Genomic DNA, 17,985 nt, shown 5'->3' with positions numbered 1-17,985 from the left:
GCGGGAGTGGTGCGGGCGTTCTTGTGCAGGGCAATCAACATGGCTTCACTCCCTGGATAGATTGCAAGGACTCTATCAACTCCTTCAAAACAGCTCGGGCCATGAAGAGTGGATAGCGTTTAGAGTCTATGCAATCGTCCGGGATGCGAAACCTAATCACCACAACTTGGTCATGTCGCGGCGTGTCGATTCAAAGACGCATGCGAATATTATTTTAAGAAAGGAAAAAATGACCAAATCAACGACTCAAAAAACCGTGTGGGTTTCTCCACACACTCGTTGCCGCAACGGGAATTTCTTCTCAGTCTGCGGACATTTCAGAGCCGCGTGGGGTTCTTTAACCTAAAACACGATCAAGCCCGCTTCGGCGGGCTTTTTTACGCCAAAAACTTGCACTCTACATATGTGGAAAAAATATGATTGCAGTTCGAAAAGGACGCCCCTCACCCCCCCGAAGCCGCCACCACAAAATCCAAAAACGTCTTGACCCGCAGCGAGGTCCGGTGCTGCTGCGCATACACCGCATAAATATCCGCGTCCGGGCTGCTGTACTGCGCCAATAGTTGCACCAGCCGGCCCGACTGCAGGTATTTCTGCACATCCCACTCGGCGCGCAGCAGGATGCCGTGGCCGTCCAGCGCCCAGTTCACGGCGATGCCGCCATCGTTGGTGGTGAGGTTGCCCCGGATCTTCACGCTCTCTGTGGATTCGGTTTTGCTGTTGCTGCTGTTGTTCTTGCCCTTGCCTTTGGTCGTGGCAAACCGCCACAGGCCATAGGCCTCGTCGCCCTGGCGGATGCCGATGCAGTTGTGGCGGGCCAGGTCGGCGGGCGTCTTGGGCTCGCCATGGCGCTTGAGGTATGCGGGCGACGCCACCACCACGCGGCGGTTGGGGGCGATCAGGCGGGCGATGGATCGGCTGTCTGGCGGGTTGCCGAACCGAAAGCAGATGTCATAGGCGTCGTCCCCGCTGGGCGGCGGGTTGACCGACAACTGCAGCTGGATGTCCACCTGCGGGTACTTGCGCACAAAGTCCGAGATCAGCGGCGCAATGTGGCTGCGGCCAAAGCCCAACGTGGCGTTCACGCGCAGCAGGCCCTGCGGTGACGCATTGGCGCCCAGCAGCTGGTCTTCCATCTCGCCGATGCTCGCCAAAATCTTGCGCGCATGGCCCAGGTACACATCGCCCTCGGGGGTCAGGCTCATGCTGCGGGTGGTGCGGTTGAACAGCGGCACGCCCAGGCGCGACTCCATCAATGCCAGGTGTTTGCTGACGGCAGCGGGCGTGATGCCCAGCTCGCGCGCGGTTCGGCTCACCGAGCAGGCATTGGCCAGCGCCAAGAAGAACTCCAGGTCGGTGGGGCTGATGAGTCGGGCCATTTTTTATTAACTCCAGGTTAATAACCAATTGAAAAACAGGCCGGATTTTAAAGTTTCAATCGCCTAAATTACAAGCCATCCGAGACCATGAGGTTGCGGAAATTCCAAACCCACGGAGACAAAAAAGATGGCACTCCCACGTTCTCAAGGACTTCTTGCCGCCGCACTGTGCGGCTTTGCGCAGCTAGCTTCGGCGCAGGCCCAGGCACCCGCCTGGCCCACCAAGACCCTCACCATCGTCGTGCCCTTCCCGGCCGGTGGCACCACCGATGTGCTGGCGCGCGCCGTCTCGACCAAGCTGGCAACCGCGCTGGGCAAGCCCGTCATCGTGGACAACAAGCCCGGCGCGGGCGCCACGCTGGGCGCGCTGCTGGTGGCCAAGGCCCCGGCCGACGGGCACACCCTGCTGATGGGGGCGGTGCACCACACGGTGGCCCCCAGCGTCTACAAGAACCTGCAGTACAGCTTTGAAAAAGACTTTGCGCCCATCAGTACCGTGGCCCTGGTGCCTAATGTGCTGGTGGTGAGCGCCAAGGCGCCCTACGGCAGCGTGAAGGATCTGATCGCCACGGGCAAGGCCGCGCCCGAAAAGCTGTCCTATGGCTCCAACGGCAACGGCACGGCGCAGCACATGATCGGCACGCAGTTCCAGATGGAGACGGGCGCCAAGGTGCTGCACGTGGCCTACAAGGGCAGCGCCCCGCTGACCACCGACCTGCTGGGCGGGCAGATCGACATGTCGTTCGACACCATCACGCCGGTGCTCCCGTTCATCAAGGACGGCAAGCTGAAAGCCCTGGCAGTGACCACGGCCAAGCGCTCGTCCGCCCTGCCCAACGTGCCCACGCTGCAGGAAATGGGCGTGCCCCACATCGCCATCGGCACCTGGTTCGGGCTGCTGGCGCCCGCTGCCACGCCCAAGGGGGTGGTGGCGCAGCTGAATGCCGAGGTGGTCAGGATCGTCCACTCGCCCGAGTTCAAGAAGCAGATGCTGGACATCGGCGCCGAGCCCATCGGCAACAGGCCCGAAGAGATGGCCGCCCAGATCAAGGAAGAGACCGAGAAGTTTGCGCACCTGGTCAAGGTGGGCAAGGTCACGCTCGACTGACAGACCGAACCCCACCCCAACCCACAGCCCACAGGAGAGCCCCATGGACAAAGAAGCTGCCGTCGCAGACCTCACCCACCTCATGTCGAAGTTCACGTCGTACATCGGCAAACGCCTGCCCACCGACGTGACCGAAAAACTCGGCGAGCTGCGCGAGAAGGAAGTGAACTTCCTCGCCAAGGAAGTGTACGAATCAATGCGCCAGAACCAGGAGGCGGCCGACAAGCTGGACCGCCCCAGTTGCCAGGACACCGGCGTGATCCAGTACTTCCTCACCGCCGGTGCCAACTTTCCGCTGCTGGGCGAGCTGGAGGGCATTTTGCTGGGCGCCACCGCAGGCGCCACCAAGGACGGCCCGCTGCGCCACAACGCGGTGGAGACCTTTGTCGAGAAGAACACCGGCACCAACACCGGCACCAAGATCCCCTGGCTGGACTGGGAGATCGTGCCGGGCGACGACAGCGTGACCATCGATGTCTACATGGCGGGCGGCGGCTGCACGCTGCCGGGCGCAGCCAAGGTGTTGATGCCGGGCCAGGGCTACGAAGGCGTGGCCGAGTTCGTGTTCGACGTGATCACCTCGCGCGGCGTGAATGCCTGCCCGCCGCTACTGGTGGGCGTGGGGGTCTCGACCTCGGCCGAGACGGCGGCACGCCTGTCGAAAAAAGCCATCCTGCGCCCCGTCACATCGCGCCACAGCAATGACAGCGCGGCGCTGATGGAAGAGCTGATGGCCGAGGGCTTGAACGAGCTGGGCCTGGGGCCGCAGGGTCTCACGGGCAATGCCAGCGTGATGGGCGTGAACATCGAGTCATCGGCCCGCCACCCTTCCACCATCGGCGTGGCGGTGTCCACCGGCTGCTGGGCACACCGCCGCGGCAAGGTCCGCATCAACGCCGACCTGTCTTACGAAGTCATCTCGCACCAAGGATTCGCGCTGTGAAAAAAATTCTCACCACCCCCATCCGTGACGAAGACCTGGAAGCGCTGAACATCGGCGACGTGGTCTACCTGAGCGGCACCCTCGTCACCTGCCGCGACGTGGCGCACCGCCGCCTGATCGAACTGGGCCGCGAGCTGCCGGTGGACCTGAAAGGCGGCGCGATCTTCCACGCCGGGCCCATCGTGCGGCAGAAGGAAGATGGCGAGTACGAAATGGTCTCCATCGGCCCCACCACCAGCATGCGCATGGAAAAATTCGAGAAGGAGTTCATCCGGCAGACGGGCGTGAAGCTCATCGTGGGCAAGGGCGGCATGGGCGCCGAGACGCAAGAGGGCTGCGTGGAGAACAAGGCCGTGCACGCCATCTTCCCCGGCGGCTGCGCCGTGCTGGCCGCCACCAAGGTCGAGAAGATCGAGGCCGCCGAGTGGAAGGACCTGGGCATGCCCGAGACCCTGTGGGTCAACCGCGTCAAAGAGTTCGGCCCGCTCATCATCTCGATCGACACCAAGGGCAAGAACCTGATTGAGGAGAACAAGGCGGTCTTCAACGCGAAGAAAAAGCCGATCCTGGAGCGCATCAACGCGCAGGTGCGCTTTATCAAGTAAGTGATCGCCCGGCGGCGCTGCGGCACGGGCAACAACAGCCACGCAAGCCAGCGCGCCCGCACGCACACGCACCAGCGCCAGGCCACGTCCACCGTGGCTTGGCGTTGCCGCCTAGGGCATGGGCCGCACCAGCCGCACCGGCAGCTTGCTGGCCCGTGCCGCATCGCCCCGCGCCTCGCCGGTGGACAGGTTCACGGCCCAGCCATTGATCATGGCGGCCTGCCGGGCACCATCGCCTGCGCGGCTTTGGGCGATGTTGCCGTAGGTGTACTGGTTGACGCTGGGCGCGTTCACGTTGGCGGTGGCCGACCAGTGCCACTGGCCTGGTGCAGACGGAAACATCTGGGGGTTGAGCCCGGGGGGCGAGAGGGACTTGTCCACCAGCCGCTGCAGCTCGGCCGCACGCGGGATGCGCCAGCCCACGCCCTCGGCCTTCCAGCGCTCGGTGGCCAGGGCCGTGGCCTCGGCGCGGTCCAGCAGCAGGGGCTTGCCAGTGCAGTTTGTGCCGGTCCATTGCATGCCTTCCACGCAGCGCGGCCAAGCCAAGCCCGCGCGGTGGTCGAGCACATAGGCGCCGTCGGCCGACAGCGACCAGTCTTGCGCGGCGGTGGAATCTGCAGCCCGCGCAGGCAGGGCAGCGAAGGCGCCCACCAGCAGGGCAAAAAGTAGTGGGAGTGGTTTCATGGGCAAAACGTGGCCTCGAAAGGGCTATGGATGACGGCAGGCTCAGCGAGTTGGATAGCAACACCCTAGCCAGACTGCCAGCTCAGCGCCACCCCGCAGATCAAGAAACCTGCATTGCGCCTTTACTTGGTTTGCCTGGCTTGCCGGGTACACCGGCCGGCGCCCCCGAGGCTGCCAGCGCCTCGGCCAGAAACCCCACAAACGCCTGCACGCGGGTGGAGAACTGGTGCCGCTGCGGGTACACCGCATAGATGTCGGCGGCCGGGGTCTGGTAGTGCGGCAGCACGGGCTCCAGCAGGCCTTGGGCCAGGTGGCGGTTCACGTCCCACTCGGCGCGCATCACGATGCCGTGGCCCTGCAGCGCCCACAGCACGGCAATCTCGCCGTCGTTGGTGGTGAGGTTGCCGGTGATCTTGATCGACTCGGTGTGCGCCTTGCTGCCGCGCCCGGTGGTCAGGCGCCACAGGCCATAGGCCTCGTCGCCCTGGCGGATGCCAATGCACTGGTGCTCCATCAGATCGCGCGGCACGCGGGGCCTGCCGTGGCGGTCCAGGTAAGCCGGTGCGGCGCACAGCACGCGCCGGTTGGGGGCGATGCGGCGGGCAATCACGCGGCCGTCGGGTGGCTCACCAAAACGCACGCACACGTCGTAGGCGTCATCGGTGATCGGCGGCGGGTGCACCGACAGCTGCAGCTGCACATCCACCTCGGGGTACTGGCGCACAAAGTCCGAAATCACGGGCGCGATGTGCATGCGGCCAAAGCCCAGCGTGGCGTTCACGCGCAGCAGGCCCTTGGGGCTGGCCTTGGACTGCACGATGAGTTCATCCAGCGCATCGATCTCGCGCAGGATGCGGCGTGCGTGCTCCAGCAGCAGCTCGCCCTCGGGCGTGAGGCTCATGCGGCGGGTGGTGCGGTTGACCAGCACCACGCCCAGGCGCTTTTCCATCTGCGCAAGGTGCTTGCTGACCGCCGCCGTGGAAACCCCCATTTCGCGCCCGGCGGCGCTCAGGCTGGGGCTGGCGGCGAGCGCAGAAAAGAAACCCAGTTCTGCGGGCTGGATGGTGGAACTCATCGGTGATGACCTTAACTGCAGGTTAACGATGGATTCACTTTAGCGGCGTTCTACAAAGGCGTCCAGCCCTACAGTCCTTCTCACCGTTTGGTTTCTCTTGTGTCTCTTTTCCACGCCCGGGCCTTGCTGCACGGGCATTTCCAGCCCCTTTTTCACCCAGGCATCTGCATGACAACCTATCAAATCGCCACCATCCCCGGAGACGGCATCGGCAAGGAAGTGATTCCTGCGGGCCAGCGTGTGCTGGAAGCGCTGGCTGCGCGCCACCCCGGCCTGCAGTTCCAGTTCGAAAACTTTGGCTGGGGCGGCGACTGGTACCGCGCGCACGGCGTGATGATGCCGGCCGATGGGCTGGATGCCCTGCGCGGCAAAGACGCCATCCTGTTCGGTTCCGCCGGTGACCCGGACATCCCCGACCACATCACGCTCTGGGGCCTGCGCCTCAAGATCTGCCAGGGGTTTGACCAGTACGCCAACGTGCGCCCAACACGCATCCTGCCGGGCATCGACGCACCCCTGAAGCGCTGCACACCCAAGGACCTGGACTGGGTGATCGTGCGCGAAAACTCCGAGGGCGAATACTCGGGCGTGGGCGGCCGCGTGCACCAGGGCCACCCCATCGAGGCGGCCACCGATGTCTCCATCATGACCCGCGTGGGGGTGGAGCGCATCCTGCGTTTTGCCTTCCGACTGGCGCAATCGCGCCCCCGCAAGTTGCTCACCGTCATCACCAAAAGCAACGCCCAGCGCCACGCCATGGTGATGTGGGACGAGATCGCCGCGCAGGTGGCGGCCGAGTTCCCCGATGTGAAATGGGACAAGGAGCTGGTGGACGCCGCCACGGCCCGCATGGTCAACCGCCCCGCCACGCTCGACACCATCGTCGCCACCAACCTGCATGCCGACATCCTGTCGGACCTGGCCGCCGCGCTGGCGGGCAGCCTGGGCATTGCGCCCACCGGCAACATCGACCCCGAGCGCCGCTACCCCAGCATGTTCGAGCCCATCCACGGCTCGGCGTTCGACATCATGGGCAAAGGCCTGGCCAACCCCATCGGCACCTTCTGGTCGGTGGTGATGCTGCTGGAGCACCTGGGCGAAATGGACGCCGCCCGCGCCGTGATGCAGGCCATCGAACAGGTCACCGCCAACCCTGCCCTGCACACCCGCGACCTGGGCGGCACGGCCACCACGGCGCAGGTGACCGATGCAGTGTGCGCGCTGATTGGCAGCGCACCGGCCGCCCGCAAAGCGGCCTGATCGCCCCCCCACGGCCCGCCAAGACGGGCCTGTGAAACCCAGGCGGGCAGAACCACAAGGCCGCACAGGCCACACACCCGCCGCCCCCATCCTTCAGGAGACAAACCATGCACCGCCCTGCCCCCGGCCCCACCCACATCGCCCACCCGCTGCGCCGTCAACACCTGTTAGCCCTGGCGGCGCTGGCCGCAGCCGCCTGCCTGCTGCCCGGCAAAGCGGCCCACGCGCAGGCCTGGCCCAGCAAACCCGTCACCCTCGTCGTGCCGTTTGCCGCAGGCGGCACCACCGACGTGCTGGCGCGTGCGCTGGGCGAAAAGCTCAGCACCGCGCTGGGCCAGCCCGTGATCGTGGAAAACCGGGGCGGCGCAGGCGCCACCATTGGCGCCGACTACGTAGCCAAGGCCGCACCCGACGGCTACACGCTGCTGATGGGCGCGGTGCACCACACCATTGCCACCAGCGTCTACAAAAAGCTCAGCTACGACTTTCAAAAGAGCTTTGCGCCCATCACCACCGTGGCCCTGGTGCCCAACGTGCTGGCCGTGAGCGCCACCACGCCCGCCAAGGACGTGAAGGAACTCGTGGCCCTGATCAAAGCCGCGCCCGACAAGTTTTCGTACGGCTCCAACGGCGCGGGCACGGCGCAGCACCTGATCGGCACGCAGTTCTCCACCACCATCGGCCAGCCTGTGCTGCATGTGCCTTACAAGGGCAGCGGCCCGCTGACCACCGACCTGCTGGGCGGCCAGGTGTCGATGTCGTTCGACACCATCACACCCGTTCTGCCCCACATCAAGGCAGGCAAGCTGCGCGCGCTGGCGGTGACCACGGCCAAGCGGTCTTCGTCGCTGCCCGACGTGCCCACGCTGCAAGAGAGCGGCTTTGCAGGCTTTGACATCGGCACCTGGTTTGGCGTGCTGGCACCGGCACGCACACCTGCCGATGTGGTGGCCCGGTTGAATGCCGAGATGGTCAAGGTGATCCAGTCGCCCGACTTCAGGAAGCGCATGCAGGACATCGGCGCCGAACCCATTGGCAACACGCCCGCGCAGATGACAGAGCAGATCGCCAGCGACACCACGCGCTTTGCCAAGCTGGTGGCCGACCACAAGATCACGACCGATTGATTGAGCGTGATCTGGTGGGAGCGGGTTGGTATAACGCCAGCCATGACACCCACCACCATCGAGCCCACCGTCCCCGCCGCCCTGATCCGCGCACTCGAAGAACGCGCCTTCAACGCCTGGCCCGCGCGCCAGACGGTGTTCCACCGGGGCTGGGTGTTCCGGCTGTCGGGCGGCTACACCAAGCGCGCCAACTCGGTCAACGCGCTGCTGCCCGGCGCGCCGTTTGACGGGGTGCGCGAAGCGGCTGCAGCGCTGTACGCACGGCACGGGCTACCCGCCGTGTTCCGCATCTCGCCCCTGGCCCCGCCCGAGGCCGACCAGGAGCTGGCCGAGGCGGGCTACCAGCACTTCGACCCATCCCTGGTGTTGCACCGGCCGCTGGCCCTGGGTTCGGTGGGCAAACCCGATGGCAGCACCCACATCAGCACCACGCCCACTGCCGCCTGGCTAGAGGGATTTGCCGCCGCCAACAGCGTGCCAACGCACCACCGCGCGCTGCACAACAGCATGCTGGACCACATCGCCCACCCTGCCGCATTTGCCCTGCAGCACGACGCACAGGGCCAGGCCGTGGGCTTTGGGCTGGCAGTGCTGGAGCGCGGTGCCGTGGGCCTGTACGACCTGGCCGTAGCGCCCGAGCACCGGGGCGGCGGGCGCGGGCGCGCACTGGTCACCGCCCTGCTGCACTGGGCCGCCGAGGCCGGGGCGGCCAGCGCCTATTTGCAGGTGCGCGCGCAGAACACACCAGCGCTGGGGCTGTACCAGTCGATGGGGTTCAAGACGGCGTATGGCTACCACTACCGGGTGCCGGGCTGAAGGGGGTTTTCAGACTCCCTCTCCCCTCGCGGGAGAGGGTTGGGGAGAGGGGGGAATCTACGCGGCATGCCTGTGCGCCCCCTCTCCCCCCGCCCTCTCCCGCGAGGGGAGAGGGAGTGAAGACCAGCGCCGCTGTCGGCCTGCAGACTGGGGCGAACAGGGTTTCGATGGGGGTCCAACGGCGGATCGCCACCACCAACCGGTGCCGCGCCCAGGGGGGCCCCCCTCTCCCCTCGCGGGAGAGGGTTGGGGAGAGGGGGTGAATCTACGCGGCGTGCCTGTGCGCCTCCTCTCCCCCGCCCTCTCCCGCGAGGGGAGAGGGAGTGGAGACCGGCGCCGCTGTCGGCCTGGAGACTGGGGCGAACAGGGTTTCGATGGGGGTCTAACGGCGGATCGCAACCACCACCCGGTGCCAAGCCGAGGAGGTTTTGCCCCCTCTCCCCTCGCGGGAGAGGGTTGGGGAGAGGGGGTGAATCTGTGCGGCGTGCCTGTGCGCCCCTCTCCCCAGCCCTCTCCCGCGAGGGGAGAGGGAGTGGAGATCAGCGCCGCCGTCGGCCTGGAGACTGGGGTGAACAGGGTTTCGATGGGGGTCCAACGGCGGATCACTACTACCACCCGGCGCCAAGCAGAGGAGGTTTTGCCCCCTCTCCCCTCGCGGGAGAGGGTTGGGGAGAGGGGGTGAATCTGTGCGGCGTGCCTGTGCGCCCCCTCTCCCCCGCCCTCCCGCGAGGGGAGAGGGAGTGAAGGCAGGGGCGGCTATGGATGTGACGATTGGGGCCAATATTTAGAGAAAAAATGGCCGTCTGCGCGCGTCCATCATCTCTTTATAGCTATCAAATAAATAGCAAATAGAGTGGGCAGAACAACATTTACCGGTGGCTCAACCTGCGCACCGCCCAGTCCCCCAGGCTCTGCACGGCCTGCACAAAGAAGATCAGCACCAGCACTACGGCCAGCATGATCTCGGGCAGAAAGCGCTGGTAGCCGTAGCGGATGCCGAGGTCACCCAAACCGCCGCCGCCAATGGCTCCAGCCATGGCCGAGTAGCCGGTCAGGCTCACGAAGGTGATGGTCAGGCCCGCCACGATGCCGGGCAGCGCCTCGGGCAGCAGCACCTTCCACACGATCTGGCTGGTGGTGGCGCCCATGGCCTGGGCGGCTTCGACCAGGCCGTGGTCCACCTCACGCAAGGCGGCTTCGACCAGGCGCGCGACGAACGGCGCAGCGGCAATCGTCAGCGGCACCACGGCAGCAGCGGTGCCGATGGACGAACCCGTGATGAAGCGCGTAAAGGGGATGATGGCCACCAGCAGGATGATGAAAGGCGTGGAGCGCACGGCATTCACCAGCCAGCCCACGAGCTTGTTGACGGGACCGTTCTGCAGCACACCTCCATGGTCCGTGAGGCGCAGGAACACGCCCAGCGGCACGCCGATGAGGCCGCCCACGATGCCGGAGATGCCCACCATGATGAGCGTCTCCCACAGCGAGGAGGCAAAGAGGTCCAGCATGGCCGGAGTGAAATGGTCGAACATGGCTTACGGCTCCCTCAAATTTCAATAGTGACTTCTTGCACCGCCACGCCGCCAGCGCGCAGGTGCTCCACCGCGCCGCGCACTTGCATGGGCTCGCCGCTGGCGTACACGGCCAGCGAGCCGAAGGTCTCGTCCTGGATCTCGTCCACCTGGCCGTGCAGGATGCTCATGTCCACACCAAACTCGCGGATCAGCTGCGACAGGATGGGCTGGTAGGCGCTGTCGCCCGAGTACGACAACCGCAGCAGCCGCCCCGCGTGGTCGGGCGCCGTGGTGGCCAGCTGGCGGGTGAGCTTGCGCACATGGTCGAGCACGCTCACGGGCAGCTCTTGCGGCAGGATCTCGTCGATCAGGCTCTTGGTGATGGCCTGCTGCGGGCGGGTGAACACATCCAACACGCGGCCCTGCTCCACGATGCGGCCCGCCTCGATCACGGCCACGTGGTCGGCCACCTGCTTGATGACCTGCATCTGGTGGGTGATGAGCACCACGGTGAGGCCCAGCTCGCGGTTGACCTGGCGCAGCAGGTCGAGGATGGAGCGGGTCGTCTCCGGGTCCAGCGCCGAGGTGGCTTCGTCGCTCAGCAGCACCTTGGGGCGGCTCGCCAGTGCGCGCGCAATGCCCACGCGCTGCTTTTGCCCGCCACTGATCTGTGCGGGGTAGCGGTCGGCCAGGTGGTCCAGGCCCACCAGCTCCAGCAGCGGGTTCACGCGCTCGCGAATGTCGGTTTTGCTCATGCCCGCCAGTTCCAGCGGCAGCGCGGCGTTGTCGAACACGGTGCGCGACGACAGCAGATTGAAGTGCTGGAAGACCATGCCGATCTCGCGCCGGGCCTCGCGCAGTTGCGCGTCGTTCAGCTGGGTCAGGTCACGGCCGCCCACGATGACCTGGCCCGTGGTGGGCCGGTTGAGCAGGTTGATGACGCGCACCAGCGAGCTTTTGCCCGCGCCGCTCTTGCCGATGATGCCGAACACTTCGCCCGGCTGGATGGTGAGGTCGATGCCGCGCAGGGCCTCGACGGGGCCTTGTGGGCCCTGGTAGGTTTGGGTGATACCCCGTAAATCGATCATGGAAAGCAGTGCGCGGCAGCGGCCTCACGGTGAGTGGCCGCTGCCGCGCGGGTCTGGAAAAGGATGGGCGACTGTATCGGCGAATCGTAAGTTCACAAACGATTAAAAAATCGGGTGATTAGATCGCTGAGTTATGAAGACCGTGATACACAGACTTCAACAACTATGAAATTCATAGCTATCAGAGCAATACCATAGCGCGCAGACTGGCATTTTTCCTTGAATTTTCCTGACAACTCCAGGCGCGGCATCACACAATAATTCTATATTTCAACTTTTGTTGTATTATCGAATCATGCAAGAAACCGACGTCATCCGATCCCTCGCCGCCCTCGCCCAGGAAGTGCGCCTGCGGGTGTTCCGCGCCCTGGTGGTGGCGGGCCAGGAGGGGCTCACGCCCGGCGGGCTGTCCGAGCAGTTGGGCATTGCGCCCAACACGCTGTCGTTCCACCTCAAGGAGCTGACCCACGCGGGCCTGGTGAGCCAGGAGCGCCAGGGCCGCAATCTGATCTACCGCGCCTCGTTTGCCACCATGAACGACCTGCTGGCCTACCTGACCGAGAACTGCTGCCAGGGCGCCGCCTGCCTGACCGACGAGGCCACCGCCGCCTGCAAGTGCTGATTGCCCCCAACAACTTCCACCCCACGACCCACAGCCGAAAGGAAACCACCATGAAGCGATTCCACGTCCACATGCATGTCGATGACCTTGCCAAGAGCATCGCGTTCTATTCCAGGCTGTTCGCGGCCGAACCTGCGCGTGTCGAGACCGACTACGCCAAGTGGATGCTCGAAGACCCGCGCGTGAACTTCGCCATCTCCACCCGGGGCGACAAGCCCGGCGTGGACCACCTGGGCTTTCAGGTGGACGAGGCCGACGAGCTGGCCGAACTCAAGGCCCGCGCCCAGGGCGCCGACATGGCCCTGCTGGACGAAGGCGCCACCACCTGCTGCTACGCCCGCAGCGACAAGCACTGGATCACCGACCCGCAGGGCGTGGCCTGGGAACACTTCCACACGCTGGGCAACATCCCCGTGTTCAACGAAGCCGCTGCACAGCAACCCCAGGCCGCCTGCTGCCCCACGGGCGCACCGTCTGCCCCCGCGCCGGGCCAGGCCGCCTGCTGCGGCCCCACCGCCAACAACCCCAACAAATGCTGCTGAGCCCAGGTCTACGATGAGCACCCCACGCAATCCTTTGAACGTGCTGTTTCTGTGCACGCACAACTCCGCCCGCAGCATCCTGGCCGAGGCCTTGCTTAACTCCATGGGCCAGGGCCGCTTCAAGGCCTATTCAGCGGGCAGCAGCCCGCGCGACAACCAGCAGCCCCACCCGCTGGGCCTGCAGGCGCTGGCCCACGCGGGCATCCCCACCGAAGGGCTGCGCAGCAAAAGCTGGGACGAGTTTGCCGCCCCCGGTGCGCCGCACATGGACCTGATCATCACCGTGTGCGACAACGCAGCGGGCGAGGTCTGCCCCTTCTGGCCCGGCCACCCGGCCACGGCGCACTGGGGCTATGCCGACCCGTCAGCGGGCGATGGCTCGGACGCCGACAAGGCCGAGGCCTTCCGCAAAACCCTGCACGCCATCAAGCAGCGCCTGGAGCTGCTGGTGAACCTGCCCGACGACAAGCTCGCCGCCACCGCGCTGCAAGCCACGGCCCGCAACCTGCCCAAGCAATGATGAAACACCCCCTGAGTCGCTTCGCGCCTTCCCCCTCTCTCGCCTCGCTGCGCGAGCCGGGAGGGGGACGCCCCCAGCGCACGCAAGCAATGCGCCGCGCGTGCGGCTTGGCGGCCCTTGCGCGGGGGCGCTGGTTTAGAGCGCGCCAGTTGCATGCATCGCGGGTGGCGCGCAGCGCAATGGATAACTGAATGGACCACTGAAATGACCCTGCCACCAAGCCCTTTACAACGTGCTGCTGTCAGTGCGCTGCCCCCCTCCCCGGCCGCCGGCATGGCGGTGTTCGAGCGCTACCTCACCGTCTGGGTGCTGCTGTGCATCGTGGTGGGCATTGCGCTGGGCCAGTGGCTGCCCGGCGCGGCGCGCGCCGTGGGCGCGCTGGAGGTGGCGCGCGTCAACCTGCCGGTGGGCCTGCTCATCTGGGTGATGATCATCCCCATGCTGCTGAAGGTGGACTTTGGCGCGCTGGCCGAGGTGCGCCAGCACGTGCGCGGCATTGGCGTGACGCTGTTCGTCAACTGGCTGGTCAAGCCGTTTTCGATGGCGCTGCTGGGCTGGCTGTTCATCCGCCACTGGTTTGCGCCGTACCTGCCTGCCGACCAGATCGACAGCTACATCGCCGGGCTCATCTTGCTGGCCGCAGCACCCTGCACGGCCATGGTGTTTGTGTGGAGCCGACTCACCGGGGGCGACCCGCTGTTCACGCTGTCGCAGGTGGCGCTCAACGACAGCATCATGATCGTGGCGTTTGCGCCGCTGGTGGCATTCTTGCTCGGCTTGTCGGCCATCACCGTGCCGTGGGACACGCTGCTCACCTCGGTGGTGCTGTACATCCTGATCCCCGTGGTGATCGCCCAATGGCTGCGCAAGCGACTGCTGCGCAAGGGCCAGGCCGCCTTCGACGCCGCCGTGGCGCGCACCGGGCCCTGGTCCATCGCCGCCCTGCTGGCCACGCTGGTACTGCTGTTCGCCTTTCAGGGCGAAGCCATCCTGCAGCAGCCGCTGGTGATCGCCCTGCTGGCCGTGCCCATCCTGATCCAGGTGTTGTTCAACTCGGCCCTGGCCTACGGCCTGAACCGCGCCGTGGGCGAAAAGCACAACATCGCCTGCCCCTCGGCGCTGATCGGCGCGTCCAACTTCTTCGAGCTGGCCGTGGCCACGGCGATCAGCCTGTTTGGCTTTCACTCCGGTGCAGCGCTGGCCACCGTGGTGGGCGTGCTGATCGAGGTGCCGGTGATGCTGCTGGTGGTGGCCGTGGTCAACCGCAGCAAGGGCTGGTACGAGGCGCGGGGCTGACAACCACTGGCGGGGTGATCACGCGCCTGCAACCGCCCCACGCGCCTGCACCCGGCGCGAGATCAGCAGCCCCAGCACAAACACCCCCACCGCCGCCGCCGTGAACACTGGCGGCAGCCATCCTCGGTCCACACAGAAGGCCACCAGCAGCACGCCCGTGGACTGCCCGAGGAACAGCAGGCACGCAAACAGCGTCACCGCCGTGCCCCGCGCCTCCGGCGCCATCTGGGTGGCCTGCACCTGCAGCGTGTTGTGCAGCATGTAAAAGCCGATGCCCGCCAAGAAGCAGCCCAGCATGGCCCAACCCACCGCAGGCGCCCACGCCAGCGAGAGCAGGCCTATGGCAATGAAGCTGGCCCCCAGCACGGCCAGCCCCCGCTCGCCCAGCGCCGCCAGCCAGCGCCGCGCAAACACGCTGTAGATCAGCCCGCCCACGCCATACAGCACCATCACCCCGCCAGCGGCCGAGGCCGACAGGCCAAAGCCATCGACCATGCGCGCGGGCACAAAGGCCAGCGTGCCAAACGCGAGAGCGCCCTCAATCGCCACCACCGTCAGCACCCAGCGCACGCGCGGGATGCGCAGCAGCGCCAGGGTGCCCGCCAGGTAGTTGGCCAGCGAGAACGCCGGTGCGCCCGGCACCACCACCGGACGCAGCGCCCCACTGGCACGTGCATGGCGCAGCAGCAGCGTGGCCGCCGTGAAGAACAGCACGGCCAGCACACCCAGCGCCGCACGCCAGCCCAGCGTTTCGGTGGCAAAGCCGCCAAACCACTGGCCCGCCATCATCCCGGTCACCGTGGCCACCATCAGGCGCGCCAATGTCTCTTGCCGCTGCTCGTAGGCCACCTCATCGCCAATCCACGCCATCGACAGCGGAATGATCCCGGCCGCCGCCGCGCCCATTCCTGCACGCGCCACCACCAGCAGGCTGAAGCTGGGCGCCAGCGCCGTCATGGCGCTGAACACCGCACAGGCCGCCGTGGCGCCGATGATCACGCGCACCTTGCCCACCCGGTCGCCCAGCGGGCCATACACCAGCTGCAGCACGCCGTAAGCAACGGCAAACGCCGCAATCACGGCCGATGCATCGCCCGTGGTGATCTTGTACTCAAGGGACAGTGCCACCAGCATCGGGTCGCACACACGCATGGACGCCATGCTGCAAAAGGCCGCCAAGCTGATCAGCCGCAGCATCGTCGAAGAAGAAGTCATGGGCGCCGATTGTGGTGCGGCGCGCGCCTGCGCGCTGGCGGGGTGCGCCATGCACCCTGGGGGTTGAAGGCCACAGGGCACGCATGCCACACGGCATACACGGCACATGCGGCACACGCACACAGGTACTGACACTTTTTTGGGTGGCAAGCGCCAGTCCTGCGCTTACCATGCGCCCCGGATTGATGCGCCCCATCCATCGATCAATCAACCAGGCAAACAACACACAAGGAGAAACCGCGCATGAACAAAAGAAACTTTGTGGCCGCCAGCGTCGGCCTGGCAGGCCTGTGGACCGCTGCCACCACCAGCAGCCACGCCGCCCCACCCGCCAAAACATCCACCAGCCCCGCCCTGCTCACCATCAGCGGCGCCATCAGCCAGCCCAACCGGGGCGCGCTCGATGCCACCATCGACCAGATGATGGGCAAACACGGCATCCAGTTCGACAAGGCCCACGCGCTGGACGCCGCCGCCCTGCAGCGCATGCCCGCCGTCACCATCAAGCCCACGCTCGAATACGACAGCAAGCCCCACACGCTCAAAGGCCCCCTACTCACCACCGTGCTGGCCGCAGCCGGTGTGGCCGCTGGCAGCCCCGTGCAGCTGGTGCTGCGCGCGGTGGACGGCTACAACGTCACCATCAGCATGGCCGACGTGCAGGCCTACCGCATGATCGTCGCCACCCACATCGACGGCCAGCCCATGGCCCTGGGCGGCCTGGGCCCGCAGTGGGCGGTGTACGACGCCGATGTGCTGCCCGCCTTCAAGGACAAGCCGGTGAAGGAACGCTTTGGCCTGTGCCCCTGGGGGCTGTATCACATTGAAGTGAAGAAGGCCTGAGGCCACCGGCAAGGTGGCCCAGAAGAAAGAAAGAGCGGCTCCCTGGTTGCTCTTTTTTTGATAGCTACTAGCGCTTACCCATCAGGCGGCAGAGCCCTTTTTTATTCAAATCATTCGGCCCGCCGCGCCACCCGCACCCCCAGGGCCGCCAGTGACGACACGGTGGCCAGCCCCACCACCCCGAGCCAGCCCCACTGCGCCAGCACCAAGGCGCCCAGCGCCGCCCCGGCCGACATGCCGATGAACATGCCCGTGAACAGCAGCGCATTGAGCCGGCTGCGCGCCGCAGGGTCGATGCCGTACACGATGGTCTGGTGCGCCACCAGCGTGGCCTGCACGCCAAAGTCAAAGCCGGTGGCGCTGAGCACGATCAAGCCCAGCTGCGCCTGCGCAGGCAGTAACGGCGCCAGCGCCATCACCGCAAACGACGCAGCCGCCAGCCCCGTGCCGTAGCGAGTGACCACCTCCGGCCCGCGCTTGTCGGCCAGGCGCCCGGCCAGCGGTGCGGCCAGCGCACCCGCAGCCCCTGCCAGCCCGAACGCCCCGGCCGCTGCCGTGCCCAGGTTGAACTGGGTGTGCAACATCACCGCCAGCGTGGACCAGAACGCACTGAAGCCCACCGCCACCAACCCCTGCGCCCAGGCCGCACGGCGCAGCGCCGCGTGCTGGCGCCACAGCGCCACCATCGAGCCGATCAGCGCGCCGTAACCCATCTGCGTGGTGGGCGCAAAGCGCGGCAGCCCGCGCCACACGGCCACCGTCAGCAGCGCAATGGCCACCGCCGCCGCCACATACACCGTGCGCCAGCCCCACTGCTGCGCCACAAAGCCGCTGACCACGCGCGACAACAAGATGCCCAGCAACAGCCCCGTCATCACCATGCCCACCATGCGCCCGCGCTGCGCCGCCTGGGCCAGCGTGGCGGCGGCAGGCACCACGTCTTGCGCCACCGTGGCCGCCAGGCCCACGGCCAGGCTGGCCGCCAGCAGCGCGCCCATGCCGGGTGCCAGGCCGCTCAGCAGCAGCGCCAGCATCAGCGCGATGGACTTGATGACGATGATGCGGCGCCGGTCAAACCGGTCACCCAGCGGCGCCAGCAGCAAGATGCCCAGCGCATACCCCAGCTGCGTGAGCGTGGGCACTAGCCCCACCACGCGGCTGTCGGCCTGCATGTCGGGCCCCAGCACACCCAGCATGGGCTGGCTGTAATACAGCGACGCCACGCTGAGCCCCGCCGTGGTCGCCAGCAGCAACAGCAGCGGCGCACTCACCGGGGCAGCGTCCGCCGCGCCACTTGCATGCACACTTTGAATGGAAGACATCACAACACCATCGGTTGAAAAGT

The 17,985-nt window shown here is 66.3% G+C and carries 19 protein-coding genes; 12 read left to right on the top strand and 7 right to left on the bottom strand.

From position 1 onward, the window contains the following. Nucleotides 1-346, top strand: a 346-nt coding sequence (locus tag A1D30_RS26235) for a hypothetical protein (RefSeq protein WP_206779312.1), incomplete at its 5' end; no start/stop codon positions are given. 97 nt (nucleotides 347-443) lie between these two features. On the opposite strand, the gene A1D30_RS22765 is transcribed toward A1D30_RS26235, so the two are convergent. Continuing rightward, nucleotides 444-1,379 carry a LysR family transcriptional regulator gene (locus A1D30_RS22765; RefSeq protein WP_063463015.1) on the bottom strand — a complete coding sequence of 312 codons (936 nt, stop codon included), beginning with the start codon at nucleotides 1,377-1,379 and terminating at the stop codon, nucleotides 444-446. Nucleotides 1,380-1,506: 127 nt separating this feature from the next. Between A1D30_RS22765 and A1D30_RS22760 the strand changes: the two genes are divergently transcribed. The 3 genes from A1D30_RS22760 to ttdB are packed head-to-tail and all read left to right on the top strand — an operon-like array spanning nucleotide 1,507 to nucleotide 4,035. Continuing rightward, the gene (locus A1D30_RS22760) at nucleotides 1,507-2,487 is read left to right on the top strand and encodes a tripartite tricarboxylate transporter substrate binding protein (RefSeq protein WP_063463014.1); all 981 of its coding nucleotides are present in this window, start codon (nucleotides 1,507-1,509) and stop codon (nucleotides 2,485-2,487) included. A 43-nt stretch (nucleotides 2,488-2,530) separates the two neighbouring features. Beyond that, a complete protein-coding gene (gene ttdA / locus A1D30_RS22755) occupies nucleotides 2,531-3,430 on the top strand; it encodes a L(+)-tartrate dehydratase subunit alpha (RefSeq protein WP_063463013.1) in 900 nt (299 codons plus the stop codon). Then, nucleotides 3,427-4,035: a L(+)-tartrate dehydratase subunit beta gene (gene ttdB, locus A1D30_RS22750; protein ID WP_063463012.1), complete on the top strand. Its 609-nt coding sequence runs from the start codon at nucleotides 3,427-3,429 to the stop codon at nucleotides 4,033-4,035. Before ttdA ends, ttdB begins: the two co-directional genes overlap by 4 nt. Before the next feature lie 111 nt (nucleotides 4,036-4,146). On the opposite strand, the gene A1D30_RS22745 is transcribed toward ttdB, so the two are convergent. Continuing rightward, the gene (locus tag A1D30_RS22745; RefSeq protein ID WP_063463011.1) at nucleotides 4,147-4,719 is read right to left on the bottom strand and encodes a DUF1566 domain-containing protein; all 573 of its coding nucleotides are present in this window, start codon (nucleotides 4,717-4,719) and stop codon (nucleotides 4,147-4,149) included. A 100-nt stretch (nucleotides 4,720-4,819) separates the two neighbouring features. Beyond that, complete coding sequence (locus A1D30_RS22740; RefSeq protein WP_063463010.1) at nucleotides 4,820-5,794, bottom strand: LysR substrate-binding domain-containing protein; 975 nt, start codon at nucleotides 5,792-5,794, stop codon at nucleotides 4,820-4,822. A gap of 168 nt (nucleotides 5,795-5,962) precedes the next feature. Here A1D30_RS22740 and A1D30_RS22735 point away from each other — a divergent pair, with 168 nt between their 5' ends. The 3 genes from A1D30_RS22735 to A1D30_RS22725 all read left to right on the top strand — a co-directional run bounded on the left by A1D30_RS22735 (nucleotide 5,963) and on the right by A1D30_RS22725 (nucleotide 8,997). After that, nucleotides 5,963-7,054 carry a tartrate dehydrogenase gene (locus tag A1D30_RS22735; RefSeq protein ID WP_063463009.1) on the top strand — a complete coding sequence of 364 codons (1,092 nt, stop codon included), beginning with the start codon at nucleotides 5,963-5,965 and terminating at the stop codon, nucleotides 7,052-7,054. A gap of 107 nt (nucleotides 7,055-7,161) precedes the next feature. Next, on the top strand, nucleotides 7,162-8,181 hold the full coding sequence (locus tag A1D30_RS22730; protein ID WP_063463008.1) for a tripartite tricarboxylate transporter substrate binding protein: 1,020 nt from the start codon (nucleotides 7,162-7,164) through the stop codon (nucleotides 8,179-8,181). A 42-nt stretch (nucleotides 8,182-8,223) separates the two neighbouring features. Then, nucleotides 8,224-8,997, top strand: a complete 774-nt coding sequence (locus A1D30_RS22725) for a GNAT family N-acetyltransferase (RefSeq protein ID WP_063463007.1) — start codon at nucleotides 8,224-8,226, stop codon at nucleotides 8,995-8,997. An 869-nt stretch (nucleotides 8,998-9,866) separates the two neighbouring features. On the opposite strand, the gene A1D30_RS22720 is transcribed toward A1D30_RS22725, so the two are convergent. Further along, nucleotides 9,867-10,532 (bottom strand): methionine ABC transporter permease, encoded by a 666-nt coding sequence (locus tag A1D30_RS22720; protein ID WP_055397552.1) that lies wholly within the window; start codon nucleotides 10,530-10,532, stop codon nucleotides 9,867-9,869. Nucleotides 10,533-10,546: 14 nt separating this feature from the next. Further along, nucleotides 10,547-11,602 (bottom strand): methionine ABC transporter ATP-binding protein, encoded by a 1,056-nt coding sequence (locus A1D30_RS22715; RefSeq protein WP_063463006.1) that lies wholly within the window; start codon nucleotides 11,600-11,602, stop codon nucleotides 10,547-10,549. 295 nt (nucleotides 11,603-11,897) lie between these two features. Here A1D30_RS22715 and A1D30_RS22710 point away from each other — a divergent pair, with 295 nt between their 5' ends. The 4 genes from A1D30_RS22710 to arsB all read left to right on the top strand — a co-directional run bounded on the left by A1D30_RS22710 (nucleotide 11,898) and on the right by arsB (nucleotide 14,582). Beyond that, nucleotides 11,898-12,224: a metalloregulator ArsR/SmtB family transcription factor gene (locus tag A1D30_RS22710; protein WP_063463005.1), complete on the top strand. Its 327-nt coding sequence runs from the start codon at nucleotides 11,898-11,900 to the stop codon at nucleotides 12,222-12,224. A 50-nt stretch (nucleotides 12,225-12,274) separates the two neighbouring features. Then, complete coding sequence (locus A1D30_RS22705; protein ID WP_063463019.1) at nucleotides 12,275-12,766, top strand: ArsI/CadI family heavy metal resistance metalloenzyme; 492 nt, start codon at nucleotides 12,275-12,277, stop codon at nucleotides 12,764-12,766. A 13-nt stretch (nucleotides 12,767-12,779) separates the two neighbouring features. After that, nucleotides 12,780-13,286 (top strand): arsenate reductase ArsC, encoded by a 507-nt coding sequence (locus A1D30_RS22700; protein ID WP_063463004.1) that lies wholly within the window; start codon nucleotides 12,780-12,782, stop codon nucleotides 13,284-13,286. Nucleotides 13,287-13,559: 273 nt separating this feature from the next. Continuing rightward, a complete protein-coding gene (gene arsB / locus A1D30_RS22695) occupies nucleotides 13,560-14,582 on the top strand; it encodes an ACR3 family arsenite efflux transporter (protein WP_063463003.1) in 1,023 nt (340 codons plus the stop codon). 18 nt (nucleotides 14,583-14,600) lie between these two features. On the opposite strand, the gene A1D30_RS22690 is transcribed toward arsB, so the two are convergent. Next, entirely contained in the window at nucleotides 14,601-15,797 is a 1,197-nt protein-coding gene (locus tag A1D30_RS22690) for an MFS transporter (protein ID WP_242422013.1), read from the bottom strand. Between the two features lie 243 nt (nucleotides 15,798-16,040). On the opposite strand from A1D30_RS22690, the gene A1D30_RS22685 reads away from it, so the two are divergent. Next, nucleotides 16,041-16,640: a hypothetical protein gene (locus tag A1D30_RS22685; protein ID WP_063463001.1), complete on the top strand. Its 600-nt coding sequence runs from the start codon at nucleotides 16,041-16,043 to the stop codon at nucleotides 16,638-16,640. Nucleotides 16,641-16,750: 110 nt separating this feature from the next. On the opposite strand, the gene A1D30_RS22680 is transcribed toward A1D30_RS22685, so the two are convergent. Then, nucleotides 16,751-17,962: an MFS transporter gene (locus tag A1D30_RS22680; protein WP_063463000.1), complete on the bottom strand. Its 1,212-nt coding sequence runs from the start codon at nucleotides 17,960-17,962 to the stop codon at nucleotides 16,751-16,753. Between the last annotated feature and the right edge of the window lie 23 nt (nucleotides 17,963-17,985).

Source organism: Acidovorax sp. GW101-3H11, from assembly GCF_001633105.1.
In the GTDB taxonomy this organism is placed as follows: Bacteria; Pseudomonadota; Gammaproteobacteria; order Burkholderiales; family Burkholderiaceae_C; genus Acidovorax.
This window is presented reverse-complemented; position numbering and strand designations above follow the sequence as displayed.